The organism is Lederbergia sp. B243.17 (genome assembly GCF_057657925.1).
The window spans coordinates 98,094-118,113 of the sequence record NZ_JBWBKF010000034.1; the positions used below are offsets into that span (position 1 = coordinate 98,094).

The following is a 20,020-nucleotide window of genomic DNA, read 5'->3' on the forward strand; positions in this document are numbered from 1 at the left end:
AATGAAAATCAATTATGTATGGGAACAGACGAAGATCATTCTGGCGATTGTTATCGGTGCTTTTCTTACCGCCGTATCTCTTAACGTCTTTCTGATCCCGGCAAATGTATATGCGAGCGGGGTAGCTGGAGCCGCACAGCTCGTATCAAGCATCATTCAGGATTATGCGACCTTCAACATATCGACGGGAATTCTGCTGTTGTTATTTAACATCCCGCTTGTCATTCTTGGCTGGAGGAAGGTAGGAAAGTCTTTTACACTGTATAGCTTTATTTCCGTGTTATTATCAAGTTTATTTCTTGAAATCATCCCGATCCGTGAGCAGACGGCGGATATTTTTCTATACGCAGTGTTTGGCGGTGTGATCGGTGCGGTCGGTGTCGGCATCACATTAAAAATGGGAGCTTCCACAGGAGGAATGGATATTATCGCGATGATCCTCTCCCGTAAAAAAGACAAGCCGATCGGTACGTATATGTTTCTCTTCAATGCGGTCATTATCATTATGGCCGGAGCCCTGTATGGCTGGGACAAAGCTCTGTATACGCTCGTTTCGCTATATGCTTCGACGCGAGTCGTCGACGCGATCCATACCCGCCATCAGAAACTGACAGCGTTGATCGTGACGAAGAAAACATCTGAACTGAAAGAAGCGATCCACTCGCGGCTTGTCAGGGGGATCACAGTTGTTCCGGCAAAAGGTGCATTTTCCAATGAACAAAAGGAAATGATGATGATTGTCATCACCCGTTATGAATTGTATGAACTCGAAAGAACAATCAAAGAAACAGATCCGCAAGCATTTACGAACATTGTCCAGACAAACAGCATACTCGGATCATTCCGGAAAGAATAAAAGCGGGGCATATGCCCCGCTTTTATTTACTTTAATTGATCGAGCTGTTCCTGAAATCCCCGTAATTGCTCCATTTCTGCAAAAGTAGAGTTGGCGTATGCTGAAGAAAGAGCATTTTGTGCAATGTCAATCGCCCGCTGTTTTTCATCGGGTGCTGCCAGTTCAGCCATTTCGACAAAACGCCTCGCATCCTGAAAAAGCCGATTCCCCATTATTGTGACCCTCCCAATATAGAGTCGGTCCGGTCTTGGCTCTCCTCAGCTTCTGCGAAGGTGGATCGATAAGGAAACCGTTCTGCATGTTTTTGCACCGAGTTTTTCCCTTGTGAGGTAAACCGTTTCGATTTGCTCTTTCTGCCCATGAGTCCGCCACCTTTATTCAGGATTTGAACAATCTCATAAGACTGTTCGACATTAGTATGTCCAGCCTTTCGCCATTCGGGGATGACAGTTTTTACTGAAGCTGAGATGCCTTTGTTTGGAAATGGAACTGAGACAATGTTAAAATAAGCGGGCAACGGCTGGGAGTGTAAGCAAAACAGAAAAGAGGAGAGCTTCATGATTGAGATTCACAAAGAAAATGTTGAAGGAATTCCACTTCTTCATATCGTTAAAAATAAGAATAACAATAGCCAATTGCCCCTAATCTTTTTTGTCCACGGGTTTACATCAGCAAAAGAACATAACCTCCACTTTGCTTATTTGCTTGCAGAAAAAGGGTTCCGGGTCATTCTTCCTGAAGCCGACATGCATGGCGAACGTTCTGCAGGTTTAAGTGAGAAGGAGACGATGTTCCACTTCTGGGAAATTGTAATGAAAACAATTCAGGAATTGGATATATTGAAGAAATTTTTCGTTGACAATAATCTGGCGGATCCTGCTCGTATCGGTGTTGTCGGAACATCAATGGGGGGAATCGTGACACTCGGAGCGATGACCCAATATGATTGGATCCATACAGGGGTCAGCTTGATGGGAAGCCCGAATTACGAACAATTCGCGAGGGCACAGATCGATATGCTGAAACGAGAAGGGATCGAGATTCCTCTCGATGACGACGAAATGGAAAAACACTTTAAGAGTTTGAAGCAATATGATTTGAGCGCACAGCCTCAGACACTTGCCGGCCGACCTATCATGTTTTGGCACGGTAAAAAGGATCATGTCGTTCCTTTCGAACCGACCTATCGCTTCTACGAGACGATCAAAAGGGATTATGAGCAAAATTCCGAGGATCTTTATTTTATGGTGGATGAGCATGCTGATCATAAAGTGAGCAGGAAAGCATTGTTGAAAACGGTTGATTGGTTCAGCGAGCATTTGCTGCGGCCTTAAAGGATGAGTTTTCATCCGGGATTTGTTATGATGAAGAGAGCAAAAAGTGAGAAAAGAGGTGGAGCAGAATGGATGAAGCATTGAAAGAAAATATATATGGTGCCTTGGAGCAAGTCATTGATCCGGAGCTCGGCATCGATGTGGTCAACCTGGGCCTTGTATACAACGTCGACATGGATGAAGAGGGGACAGCAACTGTAACAATGACCTTGACTTCGATGGGCTGCCCGCTGGCGCCAGTCATTGTGGATCAGGTACAGGCAGCATTGGCTGATTTGCCGGAAGTCAAAAAGACTGAAGTTGATATCGTCTGGAGTCCTCCTTGGTCTAAAGATAAAATGTCCCGCTATGCGAAAATTGCACTCGGCATAACCTGACCGGACGCGTTTTTTCAAAGATAGAAAGGGAAGTATAAAGAGCGGATGGCTCCTTTTTTGGAAGCCGGCGCTCTTTTTTTTATATATCAGAACGAGACCGGAGGGATGAAAATGGATCTAAGCAAAATGACGACAACCGTCCAAGAGGCATTTGTCGAAGCACAACAGCTTGCTGGACGTCTTCACCATCCTGAAATTGATACCGTCCATCTTTGGAAGGCATTTGTTGAGAAGCCGGACAGCTTGCTTGCCCGTCTTTATGAATACTTAGGCATCGCTAAAAACAGCCTAGGAATGGAACTTGACCGCCTGCTTGCATTGAAGCCGGAAGTGACCGGCGGAGGGGTGCAGGGCGGGCAATATTTAAGCAGCGGCCTGCAAGCGGTCCTCAGTGACGCTGAAAAAGAAATGTCCAGTTTCGGTGATGATTATTTATCGGCAGAACATTTTGCCCTTGCCTTACAAAAGAAAAAGAATGATGAGCTTGCCCAGTTCTTCAGCAGGGCGGGGATTACAGAAAAGGGCTTGCGAGAAGAAATCGAAAAAATCAGGGGAGGACAAAAAATAGTGTCGCAAAATCCTGAAGCAACCTATGAAGCATTAAAAAAATATGGGCGGGACCTCGTGGCCGAAGTAAAAACAGGCAAGTTGGATCCGGTAATCGGCAGAGACAATGAAATTCGTAATGTAATCAGAATCTTATCAAGAAAAACGAAAAACAACCCGGTTCTGATCGGAGAGCCTGGTGTCGGAAAAACGGCGATTGTCGAAGGGCTTGCACAAAGAATTGTCCGGAAAGATGTGCCGGAAGGCTTGAAGGACAAGACCATCTTTTCGCTCGACATGGGGGCGCTTATTGCCGGTGCCAAGTTCCGCGGGGAGTTTGAGGAAAGATTAAAAGCTGTTTTGCAGGAAGTGAAGAACAGCGAAGGGCAGATCCTGCTCTTTATTGATGAAATCCATACAATCGTCGGTGCAGGGAAAACCGAAGGGGCAATGGATGCCGGCAATATGCTGAAACCGATGCTCGCAAGAGGAGAACTCCACTGCATCGGGGCGACGACGCTCGATGAATACCGCCAATTCATCGAAAAAGACCCGGCGCTCGAACGGAGGTTCCAAAAGGTGCTTGTTCCGGAACCAGCGGTTGAAGATACCATTTCCATCCTGAGGGGGTTAAAGGAGCGGTTTGAAATCCATCATGGGGTCAATATCCATGACAATGCCCTTGTTGCTGCTGCAACCTTGAGCAACCGCTATATAACGGATCGCTTCCTCCCTGACAAAGCGATCGACCTGGTTGATGAGGCATGCGCCAATATACGAGTGGAAATCGATTCGATGCCAAGTGAGCTTGATGAAGTGACGAGAAGAGTCATGCAGCTGGAAATTGAAGAGGCAGCTCTCCAGAAGGAACCGGATGAAGCGAGCAGGGAGCGGCTTGAAATTTTGCGCAAAGAGCTTGCCGACCTGAAGGAAACAGCGAAAGAAATGAAAATGAAGTGGGAATCCGAGAAAGAAGAGATCCAAAAGGTCCAGGAAAAACGGGAAAAGCTGGAGACGCTTCGGCGTGAATTGGAGGATGCAGAAAATCAGTATGATCTGAATCGTGCAGCAGAACTGCGCCACGGAAAAATTCCTGCTCTGGAGAAGGAATTAAAAGAAGTTGAGGAAAAAATGGAGGAGAAGCATCAGGATGATTCCCGGCTTGTCCGGGAAGAAGTGACGGCAGACGAGATTGCGGAAGTGGTATCGCGATGGACAGGTATCCCGGTCATGAAATTGGTGGAAGGGGAACGGGAAAAACTGCTCCGGCTTGAAAGCATTCTTCATGAACGTGTAATTGGCCAGGATGAAGCGGTCGAGCTTGTCAGCAATGCGGTTCTTCGCGCCCGTGCGGGAATTAAAGACCCGAACCGGCCAATCGGCTCGTTTATTTTCCTCGGCCCGACAGGTGTAGGGAAGACAGAGTTGGCGAAAGCACTGGCAGCAACACTTTTTGACAGTGAAGAGCACATGATAAGGATTGACATGAGTGAATACATGGAAAAGCATTCTGTCTCCCGTCTTGTTGGCGCGCCTCCAGGCTATGTCGGCTATGAGGAGGGCGGTCAGCTGACTGAAGCCGTCCGGCGGAAACCATACTCGGTCATTTTGCTGGATGAAATCGAAAAGGCGCATCCGGAAGTGTTCAACATCCTTCTACAAGTGCTAGACGATGGCCGGATCACCGATTCGCAGGGCAGGCGGATCGATTTTAAAAATACGGTCATTATCATGACGTCTAATATCGGTTCACAGTTTCTTCTTGAGCGGAACCAGGACAATGGGGAAGAAGCAGACGAAGAAACGAAGGAGCTCGTGCTCGGCCAGCTCCGTTTGCAGTTCCGCCCCGAGTTCCTGAACCGGGTTGACGATATCATCCTGTTTAAGCCGCTTTCCATGAGAGACGTGAAAGGGATTGTGTCAAAACTCGCGGCTGAGCTGGAACGGCGCTTGTCTGATCAGCACATCCGCCTGGAAGTGACAGATAATGCAGAGCAATTTATAGCAGAGGCTGCCTACGATCCAGTTTACGGAGCAAGGCCGCTGAAGCGGTATTTGCAAAGCAGGGTAGAGACTGCTCTGGCGAAGGAAATCATCGCAGGTCATGTCCATCCTCATGAAACGGTTATGGTGGACGTGGAAGACGGCCAATTGAAAGTGATGGTAAAAGGGAAATAAAACATATAAAAAAGCGAGCCGGCAAGAGGGTATCCCCGCAATCCGGCTCGCTTTTCATGTTATTAGCTGTCCTTTATTCCGAAACATACTTTGTTTTCTCGCCAGGGAAGATGGCAGGGACGATCCAAAGAAGGATAATCACGCCGATGGCGAGGATAGAGCCTGTTTTAAAGTTGTAGCTGGCTCCGATCATTGAACAAGCTACATAAGTAAGCATGTGAATGAGCAAGAAGGACCAGAAGGCCGTCCAGAAATATCTCATTTGACTTTCACCCCAATTCGATATCGGAATATATGTAATATGCGAGCATGTAAACTCATACGAGTAAATCATACCATATAGGAGAGAACGAGGTCAAAATGAGTTGTGAACATTTGGAGGAGAGGAAAAAATGAAATCAGCCGTTGTATTCGCTGCCAGAAAGCCCTCCGGATTTGGGATATGCAGCGAACTATTGGACATGGGTGTTTCTGTCATGGCACTGGATCATGAGAAGTGGCAAACAGAGAAGATGGAAGAGAGATGGATGGGGATTGGCAGAAATGCAAATCTGCAGTATCAAAGCATTTCATCTGTCAGCTTAAAGGAAGAGCGGTCCGATTCCGTCATGTTCCTTCCGCTCGCTGAATATTTTGCTGAGGGATGTGACCAGATTTTCGCAGAACTTTTTACATTTTTAGAGGGCGAGCCTAAGGAAAGCTTGCCGGCGAAAATAGCAATCATTCATCCGGCTGCAACCCCTGTCGAGGCATCCCGCTTTGCCAAGAAAATGGAAGAACTCGTTGCAAAATCCTTCCGTGCGGCCGAGGTCATTCAAATTATTGTCAGCCAAAACGAGGTTTGGGGATGGCAGAATAGGCGGGAAGCCGGTCCATTGCCGGAAGTATGGGAAAACATGACGGCCGCGGGAAAAATTATCGCTTATCTGAACGCATTCACGGTGCGTAGCTGATAAGCTTTTTTCTTGCGTATGTCCGTACCGAAAATGGAGAAAAAGCGGGTGACGGCTTTGAAAAGTAGTGGTATAATTAGCACCAAGTCTTAATAGAAGATAATAAACCATTTGATATGAAAGAAGGGATTTACCGGATGAACGCTGGTATAATCGGTATTGGCAAGTATGCCCCTGAAAAGGTATTAACGAATTTTGATTTGGAAAAAATGATGGACACGACTGATGAGTGGATCCGGTCCCGGACGGGGATAGAAGAGAGACGTATCGCCGAAGATGGGATCGATACTTCAAATATGGCATATGAGGCAGCAAAGGCTGCGATCGAAGACGCGGGAATTTCTCCTGAGGATATCGATCTGATTTTAGTTGCTACTGTAACACCGGATCGTCCGTTTCCGTCCGTGGCATGCATGCTGCAGTCAAAGCTTGGATGCACCCACGCCGCAGCAATGGATATTAGTGCTGCCTGCGCTGGCTTCATGTATGGACTTGCGACTGGAAAGCAATTCATCGAAGGCGGAACAGCGAAAAACGTATTGGTTGTAGGCGTCGAGAAATTGTCCAAGATCACCGATTGGAACGACCGGAACACAGCGGTTCTTTTTGGGGATGGCGCAGGGGCAGCGGTGCTGGGCGAAGTGCCGGAGGGCTACGGAATTCTTTCATTCGATTTAGGAGCGGACGGCTCAGGAGGCTCCCATCTTTATCAAGATGAATTCATCATCATGAACGGCAGGGAAGTGTTCAAATTTGCCGTGAGACAAATGGGAGAGTCTTCTGTTAAAGTATTGGATAAAGCAGGGTTGACGAAGGATGATGTCGACTATTTAATCCCGCATCAGGCAAACATCCGCATTATGGAAGCTGCACGCCAGCGTCTTGAGCTGCCTGATGAAAAAATGGCAAAAACGGTAAGAAAGTATGGAAACACTTCATCCGCATCCATTCCGATGGCCCTCGTTGATGAGCTGGAAGCCGGCAAAATCAACGATGGTGACCTCATTGTGATGGTTGGATTCGGCGGTGGACTCACATGGGGAGCCGTTGCCATGAGATGGGGAAAATAATATTCTTCAACTGAAAGAAGGAGAAGATGACGATGACAAAAAGAGTAGTGATTACAGGAATCGGTGCTGTGTCCCCGGTCGGAAACGACGCGGAGACAGCATGGGAAAATATACTGGCGGGAAAAAACGGCATCGGACCGATGACGCGTTTGGATCCTGACAACTATTCCGCAAAAGTTGCGGCTGAAGTAAAAGACTTTGATATCGAAAAATTCATCGAGAAGAAAGATGCCCGGAAAATGGACCGGTTCACACACTATGCATTGGCAGCATCCTTAATGGCTGCGGGAGATGCCGGGCTGAAGATTGACGAACAAAACGCAGCCCGTGTAGGCGTCTGGATCGGCTCGGGAATCGGCGGAATGGAAACATTCGAGAATCAGTTTGAGACGTTCCAAAAACGCGGCTACAGGCGTGTAAGCCCGTTTTTTGTCCCGATGATGATTCCAGATATGGCCGCAGGCCAAGTATCGATCTATCTGGGAGCAAAAGGGGTTAACTCTTGTACCGTTACAGCGTGTGCCACTGGAACGAACTCAATCGGAGATGCCTTCAAGGTCATCCAGCGCGGAGATGCCGATGTGATGGTGGCTGGCGGAGCAGAAGCGCCAATTACACAAATGTCGGTTGCTGGCTTCTGTGCAAACACAGCTTTATCGACAAATCCTGATCCAATGACGGCGAGCCGTCCATTTGACAAGAACCGCGACGGTTTTGTCATCGGTGAAGGAGCAGGCATCCTCATTCTCGAAGAATTGGAGCATGCTTTAGAGCGCGGTGCCAAAATCTATGCGGAAATCGTCGGCTATGGCTCGACGGGCGACGCTTATCATATAACTGCTCCTGCCCCAGGCGGCGAAGGCGGAGTGCGGGCGATGAAAATGGCCCTTGACGATGCGGGAATGAAGCCGGAAGACGTTGATTATATCAATGCCCATGGTACAAGCACGGAATACAATGATAAGTATGAAACAATGGCGATAAAAGAAGTGTTCGGCGAGCATGCCTACAAGCTTGCCGTCAGCTCGACAAAATCGATGACCGGCCATCTGCTCGGAGCAGCAGGGGGCGTCGAAGCCATTTTCTCTATTCTGGCCATAAGAGACGGAATGCTTCCGCCGACTATGCATATGGAAACGCCGGATCCTGATTGTGACTTGGATTACGTTCCGAATCAGGCGAGGAAAGCGGTAGTCAATGGAGTATTGAGCAACTCGCTCGGATTTGGCGGACACAACGCAACTATATTGTTCAAAAAATATCAGTAATGTAAACGAAACTGCCTTGTGAGCCCCGGCTTACAAGGCAGTTTTCATTTGTCCGGTTTTTTTACAGCGTTTAGGATAAAAGCTTCGTTTTATAACATGAAATGAGAGGGGGCTAAATATGTTAGTAAAAATGGACAAGACCGGCGGGTGAAAAAAATGACCAAGCTGTATGGAGGCATGCCCTTTTCCATTCGTATTTTTATCTATCTGCTCGGCTTCGGCTTCGCTGTATCGGGAGGAATCAGTGCGATTGCTTACATGAATCTTCTTACCGCCGGATATCGTTACATCGACTATGTCAAGTTCATCCTCGGGAGACCGGAATGCCATCTGCTTCCGGCCGGGATTTTCCTTATTACACTTTCTGTGTTTGCTGCTCCAAAAAAGGCAAAGGAATAAATATACATCAACCTGCCTATACTGAGAGACAAACAGTGAAGAAGTGAGGGAATCAGGATGCTATATCTTCATGATGTATGGGTAAATTGGTTTGAGGGTGAAGAGAATGGCTACAATGTATGCCAATTTCATGAGTGGCGGCGGGGGGAAGATGTCATCGAGCTCCTCGACCAAGTACCATTGCTATTGATCGAGCCTATCCTCTTTCACTACATAGAGAACAATATGTCCGAACTGCCGAAAACGCTCCTGCATGATGTTTGCAATAAGGCGTATCTCAGGAAAAACCATGAACGCGTCCAGCTTGATTATTGTTTCGTCATTACCGACGGACAGGGGATTTTGGCCGTTGATACAATCGGCTATTCCATCCCGCTCAGAAAAAGCAGGCTGATACCGCGGCAAGAACAGCTTGTTTATGAAATGATCGCAAAAGAAGAACCTGCTATTTATTCATTTTCAGCAGAGAAGGAAGGCAAAGAGCATCACATCCTTTCGCCTGATCCAACATTGATGGTTGGTTTGACAAGAAAAGAAAGGCAGCTCAAACAGCTGCTGTTCATGGCTCTTGACCAGCTTTATACTGCTAAGAACACTTCTGAAATCCGCTATTGGTATACAGAATGGGCGCCGGGAAAGTATTCCGCGATACAGGAAATGGAATTCGAAGAAATTTGGAGTGCACTATATGAAGAAACGAAGCATGGCTGGACAGAAAAACATGCATTGCTGTGCGAACATATTATCAAAGGCCAGCCCTTTTTCGAGAAACTATGGGAGCTTGAGTGCGATTCTAAAGTGAACTAAATAAGGGCAGTCGGGAAATCCGGTTAAACCGGTTGTTTCCCGACTGCCCTTATTATGTGTGGTCAGCGTCTCTTTCTTCCTAGTCCCATTCCATTTTCCATCTTTTTCAGCATTTTATTCGCCTTGTTTCGGGCTTTCTCCGCGCCTCGATCAAGAATATCATCAAGCTCCGTGCTTTCAATCAGGTTATTGCATCGTTCCTGTATTGGGGCAAGCGCCTTGATGACGACTTCAGCAAGGTCTGCTTTAAATTCGCCATAACCTTTGCCTTCATAATCGCTCTCAAGCTTTTCAATCGGCACATTTCCCAAAATCGAATAGATGGAGAGGAGGTTCGATACTCCCGGCTTATTCTCCCTGTCGAATTTCACGATGCCTTCAGAATCTGTGACGGCACTTTTGATTTTCTTTTCAATGCTTTTCGGGTCATCAAGAATTTTGATGCTCGCCTTCTGATTTGGGTCCGACTTGCTCATTTTCTTTAACGGTTCCTGCAAGGACATGATTCTGGCTCCGACTTTCGGAATCCGTGCTTCCGGAATGGTGAAAATATCATTGTACCGATTATTGAATCGCTCTGCGAGATCTCTTGTCAGCTCCAAATGCTGCTTCTGATCCTCACCTACAGGCACAATATCAGTGCCATATAAGAGAATGTCTGCAGCCATCAGAGGCGGGTAGGTGAGCAATGCAGACGATACCGCATCCCTGCCCGCTGCTTTATCTTTAAACTGGGTCATTCTCTCCAGCTCTCCGATATAAGAAATGCATTGCATCATCCAGCTCGCCTGGGCATGGGCTGGTACTTCAGACTGGATGAACAAGGTCGCCTTTTCGGGATCAAGACCCGCTGCGATATAAATAGCGGCTAGCGTCCTGATATTTTTGCGGAGTTCCAGCCTGTCCTGCGGGACAGTGATTGCATGCTGATCAACGACACAAAAATAACATTCATAATCATTTTGAAGTTCAACAAACTGCTTAATTGCACCTATGTAATTTCCTAAAGTAATAATCCCACTCGGCTGAATGCCGGAAAAAATCGTTTGCATCCTGAAAAATCCCCCTTTATTGTAAACCCAGTACCGGGCGCCTCGCGCTTTTCTTAACAAAAAACCATCCACCCTGGAATATAGGACGAATGGCGAAGTCTGTATGATTCCGTTTCATTCTGTACCATTATTATACCATGCAGGAAATTAGACAATCAAGGCATCAGGGGCGTCATGGAAAAAGAGCGGCCGGCCTTTAGTGCCAATTTCCAATAACCGTAAGAAAAGATTTTCCTTCTTAGTGTATCCTTGCTAAAATAGAACTGACTTTAATAATGGGATTTGGAGAATAAAGCAAAGTTTGCAGAGAGGAAGAGAAATCAGTGAAGTGGGGAAGAAAGACAGCAGCAACAGTCCTGTCTGCCGCCTTGGCTTTATCCGTATCAGCAGTTTCCGCGGATGCGAAAGCGGGAGATGAATCGGCGCTCCCAACGAGGCTGCTAGCAATTGAGCAAAAGACGATGCCGCAGCAGCTGCCTCGTTTTGTCTATGATTCCGGCTTGAAGTTTGAGTATCCGGATGCAGTGCGAGGGATCTACGTTACAGGGCATTCAGCCGGGGGCGGACGTTTCGATGAGCTTGTCAACCTCGTCGATTCGACAGATCTCAATGCGATGGTCATCGACATAAAGGACGACTGGGGAAACATTACATATAAAATGGAGGAAGATTCGCCATACGCTAAGCTTGGCCAGAATTTTATTAAAGATCCAAAAGAAATGTTGAAGGTTCTGGAATCAAAGCAGATTTATCCGATTGCCAGAATCGTAGTTTTTAAGGATTCCACCTTGCCGAAGGAACGGCCTGATCTTTCCTTTACCGATAATGGCAGCGTGTGGGTGAATGGCAGAAAGGAATCCTTTATCAATCCATTCCTGAAAGAAGTATGGGATTATAATGTTGGAATTGCGATTGAAGCAGCAAAGCTTGGATTCCAAGAAATCCAATTCGATTACGTGAGGTTCCCTGAAGGCTTTGAAAAGCGGGATGAACAGCTCGTGTACGGGATGGGCGAATATGCTGATACGGATTTGGACAGTGTCCAGAAACGTGTTCAGGCGGTTACAGACTTTGTTGCTTATGCAAAAGAAAAACTTCAGCCGTACGGCGTGAAGGTGTCAGTAGACATATTTGGCTATACGGCAACCTTGCCGGAAGCGCCCGGCATCGGCCAGAATTTCAGCAAGATATCAGAGCATGTTGATGTGATTTCTTCAATGATCTATCCAAGTCATTGGACATCGTATTTTGGGATTTCAAAGCCGGATCTTGAGCCATATAAGCTTGTTAGAGAATATGCAAAAGTGGAAAAAACGAAGTTGGCTGAACTCCAATCACCTCCTGTTTCCCGCCCTTGGCTTCAAGATTTCACCGCATCCTATCTAGGAGCGGGAAATTATCAAGTGTATGGGAAAGCGCAAGTAGAGGAACAAATCAAGGCCTTGAGGGATGAAGGGATTAACGAATATTTGTTGTGGAATGCAGCCAACAAATATACCCCTGGTGTCGATTACACACCTGATGCCGAGTAACCAAACAGCAAGGAGAGAAAGCCAGGAAGGCGAGTGATCGCTTTCCTGGCTTTCTTTTTCATTTGGAAAGGAGTTGAGACAAACCCCAGCCACATCGAAATTCTTTGCATGAATAAAATATTTTGGGAAAAAATAATGTTTATAGGGCTGTGAAAGGGGGTAAATGAGAAGAAGCGAACAACTATAACAGCTATTGCCGGCGGAGGATAACAGCATGAATAATTCACAAAAAAGCCTATTAATTCAATAGTAATTACTGTATAATACATATTATAGATTGTTCTACTCTACTGTGTTTCCTGTAACAGGTACACTAGGGGAACAGTCCGTAAAATAGGCATTTTGGACCTTGCTTTCTAAATGCGGAAATATAAATCTTATAGTAACAAACACTGATAAAGGAGTGTGGAGGACATTATGGTAACATTGTACACCTCACCCAGTTGCACATCATGCAGAAAAGCAAGAACTTGGCTAGAAGAACAGGACATCCCTTATGTTGAAAGAAATATCTTCTCCGAGCCGCTGAGCCTGGATGAAATAAAAGAAATATTACGCATGACCGAAGATGGTACAGATGAGATCATTTCAACAAGATCTAAGATTTTCCAAAAGCTTAACATAGATTTAGACTCCTTGCCGCTGCAGCAGCTCTTTGACCTAATCCAAAAGAATCCAGGTCTGCTAAGAAGGCCAATCATTCTTGATGAAAAGCGCCTGCAGGTTGGTTACAACGAAGATGAAATTAGACGCTTCCTGCCAAGGAAGGTAAGAACTTACCAGTTACGAGAAGCTCAGAAAATGGTGAATTGATACTTCGGAACCTTCATACGAATGTATGGAGGTTTTGCGTATTTTCAGGCTCATTCCGAACCCTTTATTGGGCATCATGCAAACAACCGTGCTATAATTTATTTAAGGTCGAGCGTTCTGCTATGCCCATTCCTTCCAGGACTGGGAGTGCGGCCAATGTGTTTAGAGCAGAACGAAGCGGGGGAAACTTACTGTAAGCAGGAAGAATAGAGGAAGACTCCTTAAAAACCCTTGCTGATTTCCTTCCTTTCGGTTACAATACGGTAATATCTTCTGGGCTGTTGCTGATTTTACATTTGGGAGAATATTTTGTTTCCAATTTAGCGGGGCTTATCATAAAATAAGTACAAGGAGAATGATCAGCATTTGCCTTGTACGGGACAATTGATCCCTTCAACACCAATTACAGAAGGGAGTGCAGGAAAATGGAAATCGAACGGATTAATGAAAACACGGTTAAATTTTACATTTCGTATGTCGATATAGAAGAAAGAGGATTTGACCGGGAGGAAATCTGGTATAATCGCGAAAGAAGTGAGGAATTATTCTGGGAAATGATGGATGAAATGCATCATGAAGATGATTTTGTCCCAGAGGGGCCACTTTGGATCCAAATCCAAGCTCTCGACAAAGGTTTGGAAGTCCTTGTAACGAAGGCTCAGCTTTCAAAGGATGGCCAGCGGTTTGAACTCCCGATTCCGGAAGACAAGTTGAAAGATTACTCAATCGATGATCAGATAGAAGAGTTTCTGGAACAGCATTTCCATATTAAATCCGAAGGGGCAGACAGCCTGCTTGAGTTTGTTATCGAATTCGCCGATTTTGAGGATGTGCTTCTGCTGGCAAGGGGATTTGAGGCGGACGATACCGAAACCAAGTTATTCTCCTACAAAGACAACTACTATTTATATGTCAAATTTTCAGACGAAGTATACGACGAAGACGATATCGAAGATATGATCAGTATCTTTCTTGAATATGGAAAGACGACGAATGTGACCATCCATTCGCTATCCGAATATGGAAAAGAAATCATTGGCCAGAATGTCTTTACTACACTCAACCAATACTTCAGCTAACCGACCGATTTCTCAAGGAATCGGTCTTTTTTTGTCTTCCGAGACTGTCGATGGAAAGGAGAATGAAAAAGATGTTGACCGCAAGAACTGAAGATGGCAGGCTTATAACCTTGTCTGAAAGGACGGCTGCCATCAATATGCGTAATGGCCATCACTTTTTTTGTCCGGCATGTGCTCAGCCTGTGAAAATCAAGGCTGGAGCTGTCCGCATCCCTCATTTTGCGCATGAAAGGAATACAGACTGCCTCGCACTCTTTTCAGAACCTGAGAGCCTTATGCATTTGCAGGGCAAGCGGGATTTGGCAGAGTTGTTCGTCCGGAACGGCTATACGGTGGAGCTGGAACCTTATCTCAAGAAAACCAAGCAGCGGCCCGATTTGCTAGTCGAACAGTCCGGCAGTCGATTTGCCGTCGAGTATCAATGTTCCCCTATTTCCGCAGAGACAATTGCACAAAGAACAGATGGTTATAAAAATATCGGCATTTACCCACTTTGGATACTAGGCGGGCCGCCGTACCAGACTAGAAAGCAAACAACCTTCTTTTTGACGGATTTTCAGTTTTCCCTAGTGTGTCCAAACCGCAATGGTCAATTAGGCCTCTCCAGCTACGATCCCCGAACGAACCTGTTCCATTATCTTTCCCATTTGACTCCTTTTACACGAAAAAGCATGACCGCTATCCTTACATCCACTCCTCTCAAAGATTTACGTTTCCCCATCCAATTAGAATCCTTCGATAAACCATTGCCTTCGCTAAGGCGCTGGTTCAGCCAAAGAAAAAGATGGCTCGAAAACCGGATCCGCTATGGCAGTTTGATAAATGATCCGTTTTTGCGCACCATATATGAAAAGGGCTTCCATCCTTCACTTCTTCCTGCCGCTATCGGCATCCCCTCAAGCTGGATGGAGGCTTTTCAAAGCCCGCCTATCATTTGGCAGTTTTTCTTATGGGCTGACGTATTTACACATTTGAAGAAAGGCAGGCGTTTTTCCGCTCTGTATTTAGAGCAGAAGATGAGCGAAAGGTTGATTCGAGGCGATGTACGGCTGCGCCCTTTCCCCTTGGAAGCGCGGCCCCTTTGGAAACATGCATTGGCCGGCTATTGCAATGAACTCCTTCGGCTCGGATATATTACTCGTTCCGGGGAGCTATTCGTAATGCTTGAACCCATCATAGCCCCAAAAACAATTGAAGAAGCACAGAAAGAGGAGGAGAGGGTGCTTTCAATCCGCAACAGGGCGAGTGGCCTTTTTCGATAGGAAAATAAATAGTCCTTGAAGCAGGATTTTCCTCATGAATGAAGAATAGATAGTAATGTAACATTTCGTTTGTCGAAACAAAACGATTGGAGGATATATAATGACAAATCAACCAGCTGTAAAGAAACTTCCAAACCGTTCGGATATTCCTGTCGAACAGACTTGGAGGCTTGAGGATATATTTTCTTCGGATAATGAATGGGAGAAAGAATACGCTGCGATAAAGGATAGCTTAGGGAAGGCGGATTCGTTCAAAGGGAAGCTTGGCGAAAGTGCGGAAGCATTATATGAAGCGCTATCCTATGAATCGGAAGTATCCGAGCGGATGGGCAGGCTCTATACATATGCCCATATGCGTTATGATCAGGATACAGGAAATTCTCACTACCAGGGTTTAAATGCTCGTGCTGAGAGCCTGTATTCTCAGGTGGCTAGCGCGTTTTCCTATGTCGTGCCTGAGATTTTGTCAATCGATGAGACAAAAATTAAGCAGTATATCGAAGAAAACAAAGAACTGCGTCTTTATGAGCATGCGTTGGAAGAGCTGAACCTTCAGCGCGATCACGTCCTGTCTGCCGAGCAAGAAGCTTTGCTGGCAGAAGCATCTGAAGTGCTAGGAGCTTCTTCCACAACATTTGGTATGCTGAATAATGCGGATATGGAATTCCCGGTGATCAAGGACGAGAATGGGGAAGACGTGCAAATTTCGCATGGCAACTTCATCCGCTTTCTGGAAAGCCAGGACCGTTCCGTAAGGGAAGAAGCGTTCAAAAAGGTGTACGAGACTTACGGGCAATACTCCAATACCTTCGCAAGCACTCTTAGCGGGCAAGTAAAACGAGACAACTTCAATGCAAAAATAAGGCATTATAATTCAGCCAGACATGCTGCTTTATCTGCCAATAATATACCGGAAACGGTGTACGATAATCTCGTTACTACCGTAAATGCGAATCTCCACCTGCTTCACCGCTATATCAAGCTGCGGAAAAGAATCCTTGGTGTTGAAAAACTGCATATGTATGACCTCTTTACCCCACTCGTAAAGGACGTGAAAATGGAGATCCCTTATGAGAAGGCGAAAGAGATGGTTCTTGCAGGGCTTGCTCCATTAGGCGAGGAATATGGCAGCATTTTGAAAGAAGGCTTTGAGAACCGGTGGGTTGACGTGCACGAAAATAAAGGAAAGCGGAGCGGTGCCTATTCATCAGGGACTTATGGGACGAACCCGTATATCCTAATGAACTGGCAGGACAATGTTAATAATTTGTTTACGCTGGCTCACGAATTTGGGCACAGTGTCCATAGCTATTATACAAGGAAGAATCAGCCATACCCGTATGGTGATTACTCAATTTTCGTAGCTGAAGTGGCTTCGACTTGCAATGAGGCATTGCTGGCGGAGTACCTCTTAAAGAACACGGAAGACAAGCAAGAACGCCTGTATCTTCTCAATCATGAATTGGAAGGGTTCAGAGGAACAGTATTCCGCCAAACCATGTTTGCGGAGTTTGAACACATTATTCACCAGAAAGCGCAGAACGGAGAAGCATTGACTCCTGATCTTCTTTCAGCTGAGTATTACGAGCTGAACAAGAAGTATTTCGGTGAAGAAGATATCGATATCGATAAAGAAATTTCGCTGGAGTGGTCAAGAATTCCACACTTCTATTATAACTACTACGTATATCAATATGCGACTGGTTATAGTGCAGCCGCAGCGCTGAGCAGGCAAATCATGAATGAAGGGGAACCGGCAGTAGAGCGGTATAAAGACTTCTTGAAATCAGGCAGCTCCGACTATCCGATTGAAGTGCTGAAAAAGGCCGGTGTCGATATGACATCGTCCGAGCCGATCGAAGCGGCATGCAAGATGTTTGAGGAGAAGCTGACAGAGATGGAACAACTGCTTTCCTGATAAAAGAGACCCGATTCTCCTGGCGAGAATCGGGTCTTTTTAGCGAAAACCTTTGAATTTGTTGCGATTGTTTATCCAAAGCAGCAGCAACAAGAGCGAGAAAAACAAGAGGGGGGACGTTATATAAATCGGGATGAGAAACATCAGCCCTAAAAGATGGATAACAAAGCTTGCTCCAAGGAAAAGCATTAAGAAGCAAAGGCTGAGAACCTTCATTACACCAGACCTCCTCTTTTTCTTAGTCCGTAAAAATATATGCCGGGACAGGTGAGGGTATGTATATGACATTATTGTGAAATAGCATTTGCATCCTTGATGATAGGCGATGGATATGATATATTATTTTTCGTGTTACAAGTCACATATCAAATAACTCCCCTTTATTTGCATGTGAGTTTACTCCCCCCTTAATGATATAGAAAACAGGCCATGAGTTTTCATGGCCTGTTTATTTTTGCATAAAAAAACTGTCCGGTTTTTTCCGGACAGTTTCATCAGATCGAATTCTTCACATACTTCCAGAAGACACCGTTCTTTGCCGGCAGCTTCTGTACTTTTCTTTGCAGCTGAAGTTTCTTCATTTTCTTTTCCACATTCTGAACAGGCTCGTCATAGATAAGGGCTAAATCATAAGATCCGACAATCGGATTATTCGAAAGAAATTGTTCAAGCGGGGGCAGCTCTGCGGGCTTCGGATAGCCTTCAAGCATTTCGGTCAAAACTTGTACATAGATGGCGTATGAATAAAGTCCGGTAATTTTGATGCCTTCATCTTCAATATGTTCATTAAAGAAGACCATTGCCGGCATTTCCGTTACTTCCATTTCAGCAGCAATCTTTAAGTCGCATTGAAATGCCTTGGATGCGCTGTTTGAATACATGTCGCGGAGAAACTCATCAATATCCAGCTCCGCATTACGGGCACATTGCTGGAGAATATTAATATCGGTTATATCTGCATTTTCAATGAACAGCAGCTCCTGCAGTCTCAGTATGAACCGGATGCCGGCCTTTTTTCCTTGAAGTTCCGCAGCTTTTATGGCGATTGCTGCGAGGTGCGGTGTAAAGACTGCCGGCTGTTCCGCTGTACTTTTCCAGCGGCTGTAATTGCCAAGATCGTTTGTTTTTTTGCTTGTATTCAGCGTTGCCAGCTGGCCGCACAATACATACTTTAATGTGAAATACCCGCCATACTCGATCTGCAGCTTCTTTATAAGCGGGGTCAGTGCCCAGCACTCAGGACAGAATGGGTTGACAAATATATATATTTCCAGCGGCTTGTTCTCTTTCAAGGCTGGATTGTGCAATTCGGTATTCTTCAATTTGGCTCACCTTCAGGGAAATCAGGTGTGTTTACCATATGCCTGGCGGTGAGTGCAAGCTTGGAGAAAAATTGTTCCCGCAATGGAGACTCAAGACCCACTTCATCCATGGCTTCACTCATGCAGCCAAGCCACGCTTTGGCTCGCTTTGGAGTCACTTCATGCGGCAAATGCCTTGCTCGCATCATCGGATGTCCATGTTCTTCCGTATATAAAGGGGGGCCGCCCAAATATTGTGTTAAAAATTGTTTTTGCTTCCTTGCGACTTCGGTCAGATCTTTTGGGAAAATCGGCATAAGATCAGGGTGTCTTCCAACCCGGAAATAAAAAGCATCGACCATAGCGGATAGTTTTTCTGCCCCAATTGCGTCATACGGCGTCATGCGTTTTTCAACCATATGAATCGCTCCTTTTTCTTCGATTGGTACATTCATTGTAGCAACCAGAGTGCGATAACTCAAACAAATCGCCCTCTGCAATCACAAGGATGAGTCGAAAAGAGATGCAATTCCCGGTTAAAGTCAATAGGAGAGAAGTTCCTTTTAAGGCAAAAAAATAACCGGATGACGAGATCCGGTCATGCCAGGAAGGTGCCTGACACTTTCTTTACATAAGCCTGTGTTTCTTTAAAGGGAGGTACGCCGCCATATTTATCAACGTTCCCTGGTCCTGCATTATAAGCGGCCAGAGCGAGCTGAACATTTCCGTCATATTTGTCCATCATTGTCTTCAAGTACTTGCTTCCGGCCATAACATTTTGGACAGGATCTAAAATGTTCGTAACGCCGAGACCGCGAGCGGTGCCGGGCATCAGCTGCATCAGCCCGGAGGCACCGGCGCGGCTGACTGCGTCCGGATTGAAATTGGATTCATGATGAATCACGGATTCAATTAGTTTTGCCGGGAGGTTATACGTTTCTGCGGCTTTTTGAATGATTTGAGTGATGGAATTCGGAGCAGCAAGCCCGGCAGTCTCCGGCAAAATGTTTTCATCTGCCGTCTTTGTCCCGGTAAGTTGCTGTGCAATAGCTCCAAAAGAACCCGATCTGTTCAAAATAGCGCCGAGGGAATTGATATCCATCGGCTGTTTATCAGAGCCGGCTGACGCTTCTGTCAGCACACTTTGGAGCATCTCTTCAAATAAGGGACTGCTGCTCTCTGTATTCGCATCTTGTCCTGAAAAACCGCGCAACAGCTGGATATCGAGCATCGCTCTCAAAGATTCGACATTCTTCATTAATGTTCATCCTCTGC

22 protein-coding genes are annotated in these 20,020 nt (G+C 45.9%); 14 read left to right on the forward strand and 8 right to left on the reverse strand.

The features are described 5' to 3' along the window. Position 1 precedes the first annotated feature (1 nt). A complete protein-coding gene (locus tag AC0TWI_RS05520; protein ID WP_488125329.1) occupies positions 2–856 on the forward strand; it encodes a YitT family protein in 855 nt (284 codons plus the stop codon). A 26-nt stretch (positions 857–882) separates the two neighbouring features. Here the strand turns inward: AC0TWI_RS05520 and AC0TWI_RS05525 are convergent, their stop codons facing one another. Then, positions 883–1,068: a DUF3813 domain-containing protein gene (locus AC0TWI_RS05525; RefSeq protein ID WP_488125330.1), complete on the reverse strand. Its 186-nt coding sequence runs from the start codon at positions 1,066–1,068 to the stop codon at positions 883–885. Then, the gene (locus AC0TWI_RS05530; RefSeq protein ID WP_488125331.1) at positions 1,068–1,217 is read right to left on the reverse strand and encodes a hypothetical protein; all 150 of its coding nucleotides are present in this window, start codon (positions 1,215–1,217) and stop codon (positions 1,068–1,070) included. The genes AC0TWI_RS05525 and AC0TWI_RS05530 overlap by 1 nt, the downstream gene beginning before the upstream one ends. A 196-nt stretch (positions 1,218–1,413) precedes the next feature. Between AC0TWI_RS05530 and yjfP the strand changes: the two genes are divergently transcribed. The 3 genes from yjfP (at position 1,414) to clpB (ending at position 5,291) form a co-directional block, all read left to right on the forward strand. Continuing rightward, positions 1,414–2,190 (forward strand): esterase, encoded by a 777-nt coding sequence (gene yjfP, locus AC0TWI_RS05535; RefSeq protein ID WP_488125332.1) that lies wholly within the window; start codon positions 1,414–1,416, stop codon positions 2,188–2,190. Between the two features lie 68 nt (positions 2,191–2,258). After that, positions 2,259–2,567 (forward strand): metal-sulfur cluster assembly factor, encoded by a 309-nt coding sequence (locus tag AC0TWI_RS05540; protein WP_488125333.1) that lies wholly within the window; start codon positions 2,259–2,261, stop codon positions 2,565–2,567. 111 nt (positions 2,568–2,678) lie between these two features. Next, entirely contained in the window at positions 2,679–5,291 is a 2,613-nt protein-coding gene (clpB, locus tag AC0TWI_RS05545; protein ID WP_488125334.1) for an ATP-dependent chaperone ClpB, read from the forward strand. A gap of 73 nt (positions 5,292–5,364) precedes the next feature. Here clpB and AC0TWI_RS05550 read toward each other — a convergent pair whose 3' ends face one another. After that, positions 5,365–5,553: a YjzD family protein gene (locus AC0TWI_RS05550; RefSeq protein WP_488125335.1), complete on the reverse strand. Its 189-nt coding sequence runs from the start codon at positions 5,551–5,553 to the stop codon at positions 5,365–5,367. A 130-nt stretch (positions 5,554–5,683) separates the two neighbouring features. Here AC0TWI_RS05550 and AC0TWI_RS05555 point away from each other — a divergent pair, with 130 nt between their 5' ends. The 5 genes from AC0TWI_RS05555 (at position 5,684) to AC0TWI_RS05575 (ending at position 9,788) form a co-directional block, all read left to right on the forward strand. After that, entirely contained in the window at positions 5,684–6,244 is a 561-nt protein-coding gene (locus tag AC0TWI_RS05555) for a hypothetical protein (RefSeq protein ID WP_488125336.1), read from the forward strand. Between the two features lie 137 nt (positions 6,245–6,381). After that, positions 6,382–7,314 (forward strand): beta-ketoacyl-ACP synthase III, encoded by a 933-nt coding sequence (locus tag AC0TWI_RS05560; protein WP_488125337.1) that lies wholly within the window; start codon positions 6,382–6,384, stop codon positions 7,312–7,314. A gap of 32 nt (positions 7,315–7,346) precedes the next feature. Next, positions 7,347–8,582, forward strand: a complete 1,236-nt coding sequence (fabF, locus tag AC0TWI_RS05565) for a beta-ketoacyl-ACP synthase II (RefSeq protein ID WP_488125338.1) — start codon at positions 7,347–7,349, stop codon at positions 8,580–8,582. A gap of 156 nt (positions 8,583–8,738) precedes the next feature. After that, complete coding sequence (locus AC0TWI_RS05570) at positions 8,739–8,981, forward strand: YuzI family membrane protein (RefSeq protein WP_488125339.1); 243 nt, start codon at positions 8,739–8,741, stop codon at positions 8,979–8,981. 57 nt (positions 8,982–9,038) lie between these two features. After that, positions 9,039–9,788 carry a DUF3603 family protein gene (locus AC0TWI_RS05575; protein ID WP_488125340.1) on the forward strand — a complete coding sequence of 250 codons (750 nt, stop codon included), beginning with the start codon at positions 9,039–9,041 and terminating at the stop codon, positions 9,786–9,788. Between the two features lie 62 nt (positions 9,789–9,850). Here AC0TWI_RS05575 and trpS read toward each other — a convergent pair whose 3' ends face one another. After that, positions 9,851–10,840, reverse strand: a complete 990-nt coding sequence (trpS, locus tag AC0TWI_RS05580; RefSeq protein WP_488125341.1) for a tryptophan--tRNA ligase — start codon at positions 10,838–10,840, stop codon at positions 9,851–9,853. Between the two features lie 323 nt (positions 10,841–11,163). On the opposite strand from trpS, the gene AC0TWI_RS05585 reads away from it, so the two are divergent. The 5 genes from AC0TWI_RS05585 (at position 11,164) to pepF (ending at position 17,444) form a co-directional block, all read left to right on the forward strand. Next, positions 11,164–12,372 carry a putative glycoside hydrolase gene (locus tag AC0TWI_RS05585; RefSeq protein ID WP_488125342.1) on the forward strand — a complete coding sequence of 403 codons (1,209 nt, stop codon included), beginning with the start codon at positions 11,164–11,166 and terminating at the stop codon, positions 12,370–12,372. 417 nt (positions 12,373–12,789) lie between these two features. Then, positions 12,790–13,185 (forward strand): transcriptional regulator SpxA, encoded by a 396-nt coding sequence (gene spxA / locus AC0TWI_RS05590; protein ID WP_488125343.1) that lies wholly within the window; start codon positions 12,790–12,792, stop codon positions 13,183–13,185. A gap of 425 nt (positions 13,186–13,610) precedes the next feature. Then, positions 13,611–14,264: an adaptor protein MecA gene (gene mecA, locus AC0TWI_RS05595; protein ID WP_488125344.1), complete on the forward strand. Its 654-nt coding sequence runs from the start codon at positions 13,611–13,613 to the stop codon at positions 14,262–14,264. 62 nt (positions 14,265–14,326) lie between these two features. Next, entirely contained in the window at positions 14,327–15,526 is a 1,200-nt protein-coding gene (locus AC0TWI_RS05600) for a competence protein CoiA (RefSeq protein WP_488125345.1), read from the forward strand. 100 nt (positions 15,527–15,626) lie between these two features. Then, positions 15,627–17,444: an oligoendopeptidase F gene (gene pepF, locus AC0TWI_RS05605; RefSeq protein ID WP_488125346.1), complete on the forward strand. Its 1,818-nt coding sequence runs from the start codon at positions 15,627–15,629 to the stop codon at positions 17,442–17,444. 39 nt (positions 17,445–17,483) lie between these two features. Here pepF and AC0TWI_RS05610 read toward each other — a convergent pair whose 3' ends face one another. The 4 genes from AC0TWI_RS05610 to AC0TWI_RS05625 all read right to left on the reverse strand — a co-directional run bounded on the left by AC0TWI_RS05610 (position 17,484) and on the right by AC0TWI_RS05625 (position 20,003). Further along, entirely contained in the window at positions 17,484–17,732 is a 249-nt protein-coding gene (locus AC0TWI_RS05610; protein WP_488125347.1) for a hypothetical protein, read from the reverse strand. A gap of 206 nt (positions 17,733–17,938) precedes the next feature. Further along, positions 17,939–18,766: a ClpXP adapter SpxH family protein gene (locus AC0TWI_RS05615; RefSeq protein WP_488125348.1), complete on the reverse strand. Its 828-nt coding sequence runs from the start codon at positions 18,764–18,766 to the stop codon at positions 17,939–17,941. Then, on the reverse strand, positions 18,763–19,164 hold the full coding sequence (locus AC0TWI_RS05620; RefSeq protein ID WP_488125429.1) for a globin domain-containing protein: 402 nt from the start codon (positions 19,162–19,164) through the stop codon (positions 18,763–18,765). The genes AC0TWI_RS05615 and AC0TWI_RS05620 overlap by 4 nt, the downstream gene beginning before the upstream one ends. A gap of 179 nt (positions 19,165–19,343) precedes the next feature. Then, on the reverse strand, positions 19,344–20,003 hold the full coding sequence (locus tag AC0TWI_RS05625; protein WP_488125349.1) for a lytic transglycosylase domain-containing protein: 660 nt from the start codon (positions 20,001–20,003) through the stop codon (positions 19,344–19,346). Between the last annotated feature and the right edge of the window lie 17 nt (positions 20,004–20,020).

Excerpts from the sequence above, each read along its gene's own strand:
- yjfP (WP_488125332.1), top strand. The coding sequence starts at position 1,414 with ATGATTGAGATTCACAAAGAAAATGTTGAAGGAATTCCACTTCTTCAT.
- AC0TWI_RS05540 (WP_488125333.1), top strand. The coding sequence starts at position 2,259 with ATGGATGAAGCATTGAAAGAAAATATATATGGTGCCTTGGAGCAAGTC.
- AC0TWI_RS05600 (WP_488125345.1), top strand. The coding sequence starts at position 14,327 with ATGAAAAAGATGTTGACCGCAAGAACTGAAGATGGCAGGCTTATAACC.
- clpB (WP_488125334.1), top strand. The coding sequence starts at position 2,679 with ATGGATCTAAGCAAAATGACGACAACCGTCCAAGAGGCATTTGTCGAA.
- AC0TWI_RS05525 (WP_488125330.1), bottom strand. The coding sequence starts at position 1,068 with ATGGGGAATCGGCTTTTTCAGGATGCGAGGCGTTTTGTCGAAATGGCT.
- AC0TWI_RS05625 (WP_488125349.1), bottom strand. The coding sequence starts at position 20,003 with ATGAAGAATGTCGAATCTTTGAGAGCGATGCTCGATATCCAGCTGTTG.
- AC0TWI_RS05620 (WP_488125429.1), bottom strand. The coding sequence starts at position 19,164 with ATGGTTGAAAAACGCATGACGCCGTATGACGCAATTGGGGCAGAAAAA.
- AC0TWI_RS05610 (WP_488125347.1), bottom strand. The coding sequence starts at position 17,732 with ATGTCATATACATACCCTCACCTGTCCCGGCATATATTTTTACGGACT.
- pepF (WP_488125346.1), top strand. The coding sequence starts at position 15,627 with ATGACAAATCAACCAGCTGTAAAGAAACTTCCAAACCGTTCGGATATT.
- AC0TWI_RS05570 (WP_488125339.1), top strand. The coding sequence starts at position 8,739 with ATGACCAAGCTGTATGGAGGCATGCCCTTTTCCATTCGTATTTTTATC.
- AC0TWI_RS05530 (WP_488125331.1), bottom strand. The coding sequence starts at position 1,217 with ATGGGCAGAAAGAGCAAATCGAAACGGTTTACCTCACAAGGGAAAAAC.
- AC0TWI_RS05520 (WP_488125329.1), top strand. The coding sequence starts at position 2 with ATGAAAATCAATTATGTATGGGAACAGACGAAGATCATTCTGGCGATT.
- AC0TWI_RS05550 (WP_488125335.1), bottom strand. The coding sequence starts at position 5,553 with ATGAGATATTTCTGGACGGCCTTCTGGTCCTTCTTGCTCATTCACATG.
- spxA (WP_488125343.1), top strand. The coding sequence starts at position 12,790 with ATGGTAACATTGTACACCTCACCCAGTTGCACATCATGCAGAAAAGCA.
- AC0TWI_RS05575 (WP_488125340.1), top strand. The coding sequence starts at position 9,039 with ATGCTATATCTTCATGATGTATGGGTAAATTGGTTTGAGGGTGAAGAG.
- trpS (WP_488125341.1), bottom strand. The coding sequence starts at position 10,840 with ATGCAAACGATTTTTTCCGGCATTCAGCCGAGTGGGATTATTACTTTA.
- AC0TWI_RS05555 (WP_488125336.1), top strand. The coding sequence starts at position 5,684 with ATGAAATCAGCCGTTGTATTCGCTGCCAGAAAGCCCTCCGGATTTGGG.
- AC0TWI_RS05560 (WP_488125337.1), top strand. The coding sequence starts at position 6,382 with ATGAACGCTGGTATAATCGGTATTGGCAAGTATGCCCCTGAAAAGGTA.
- mecA (WP_488125344.1), top strand. The coding sequence starts at position 13,611 with ATGGAAATCGAACGGATTAATGAAAACACGGTTAAATTTTACATTTCG.
- fabF (WP_488125338.1), top strand. The coding sequence starts at position 7,347 with ATGACAAAAAGAGTAGTGATTACAGGAATCGGTGCTGTGTCCCCGGTC.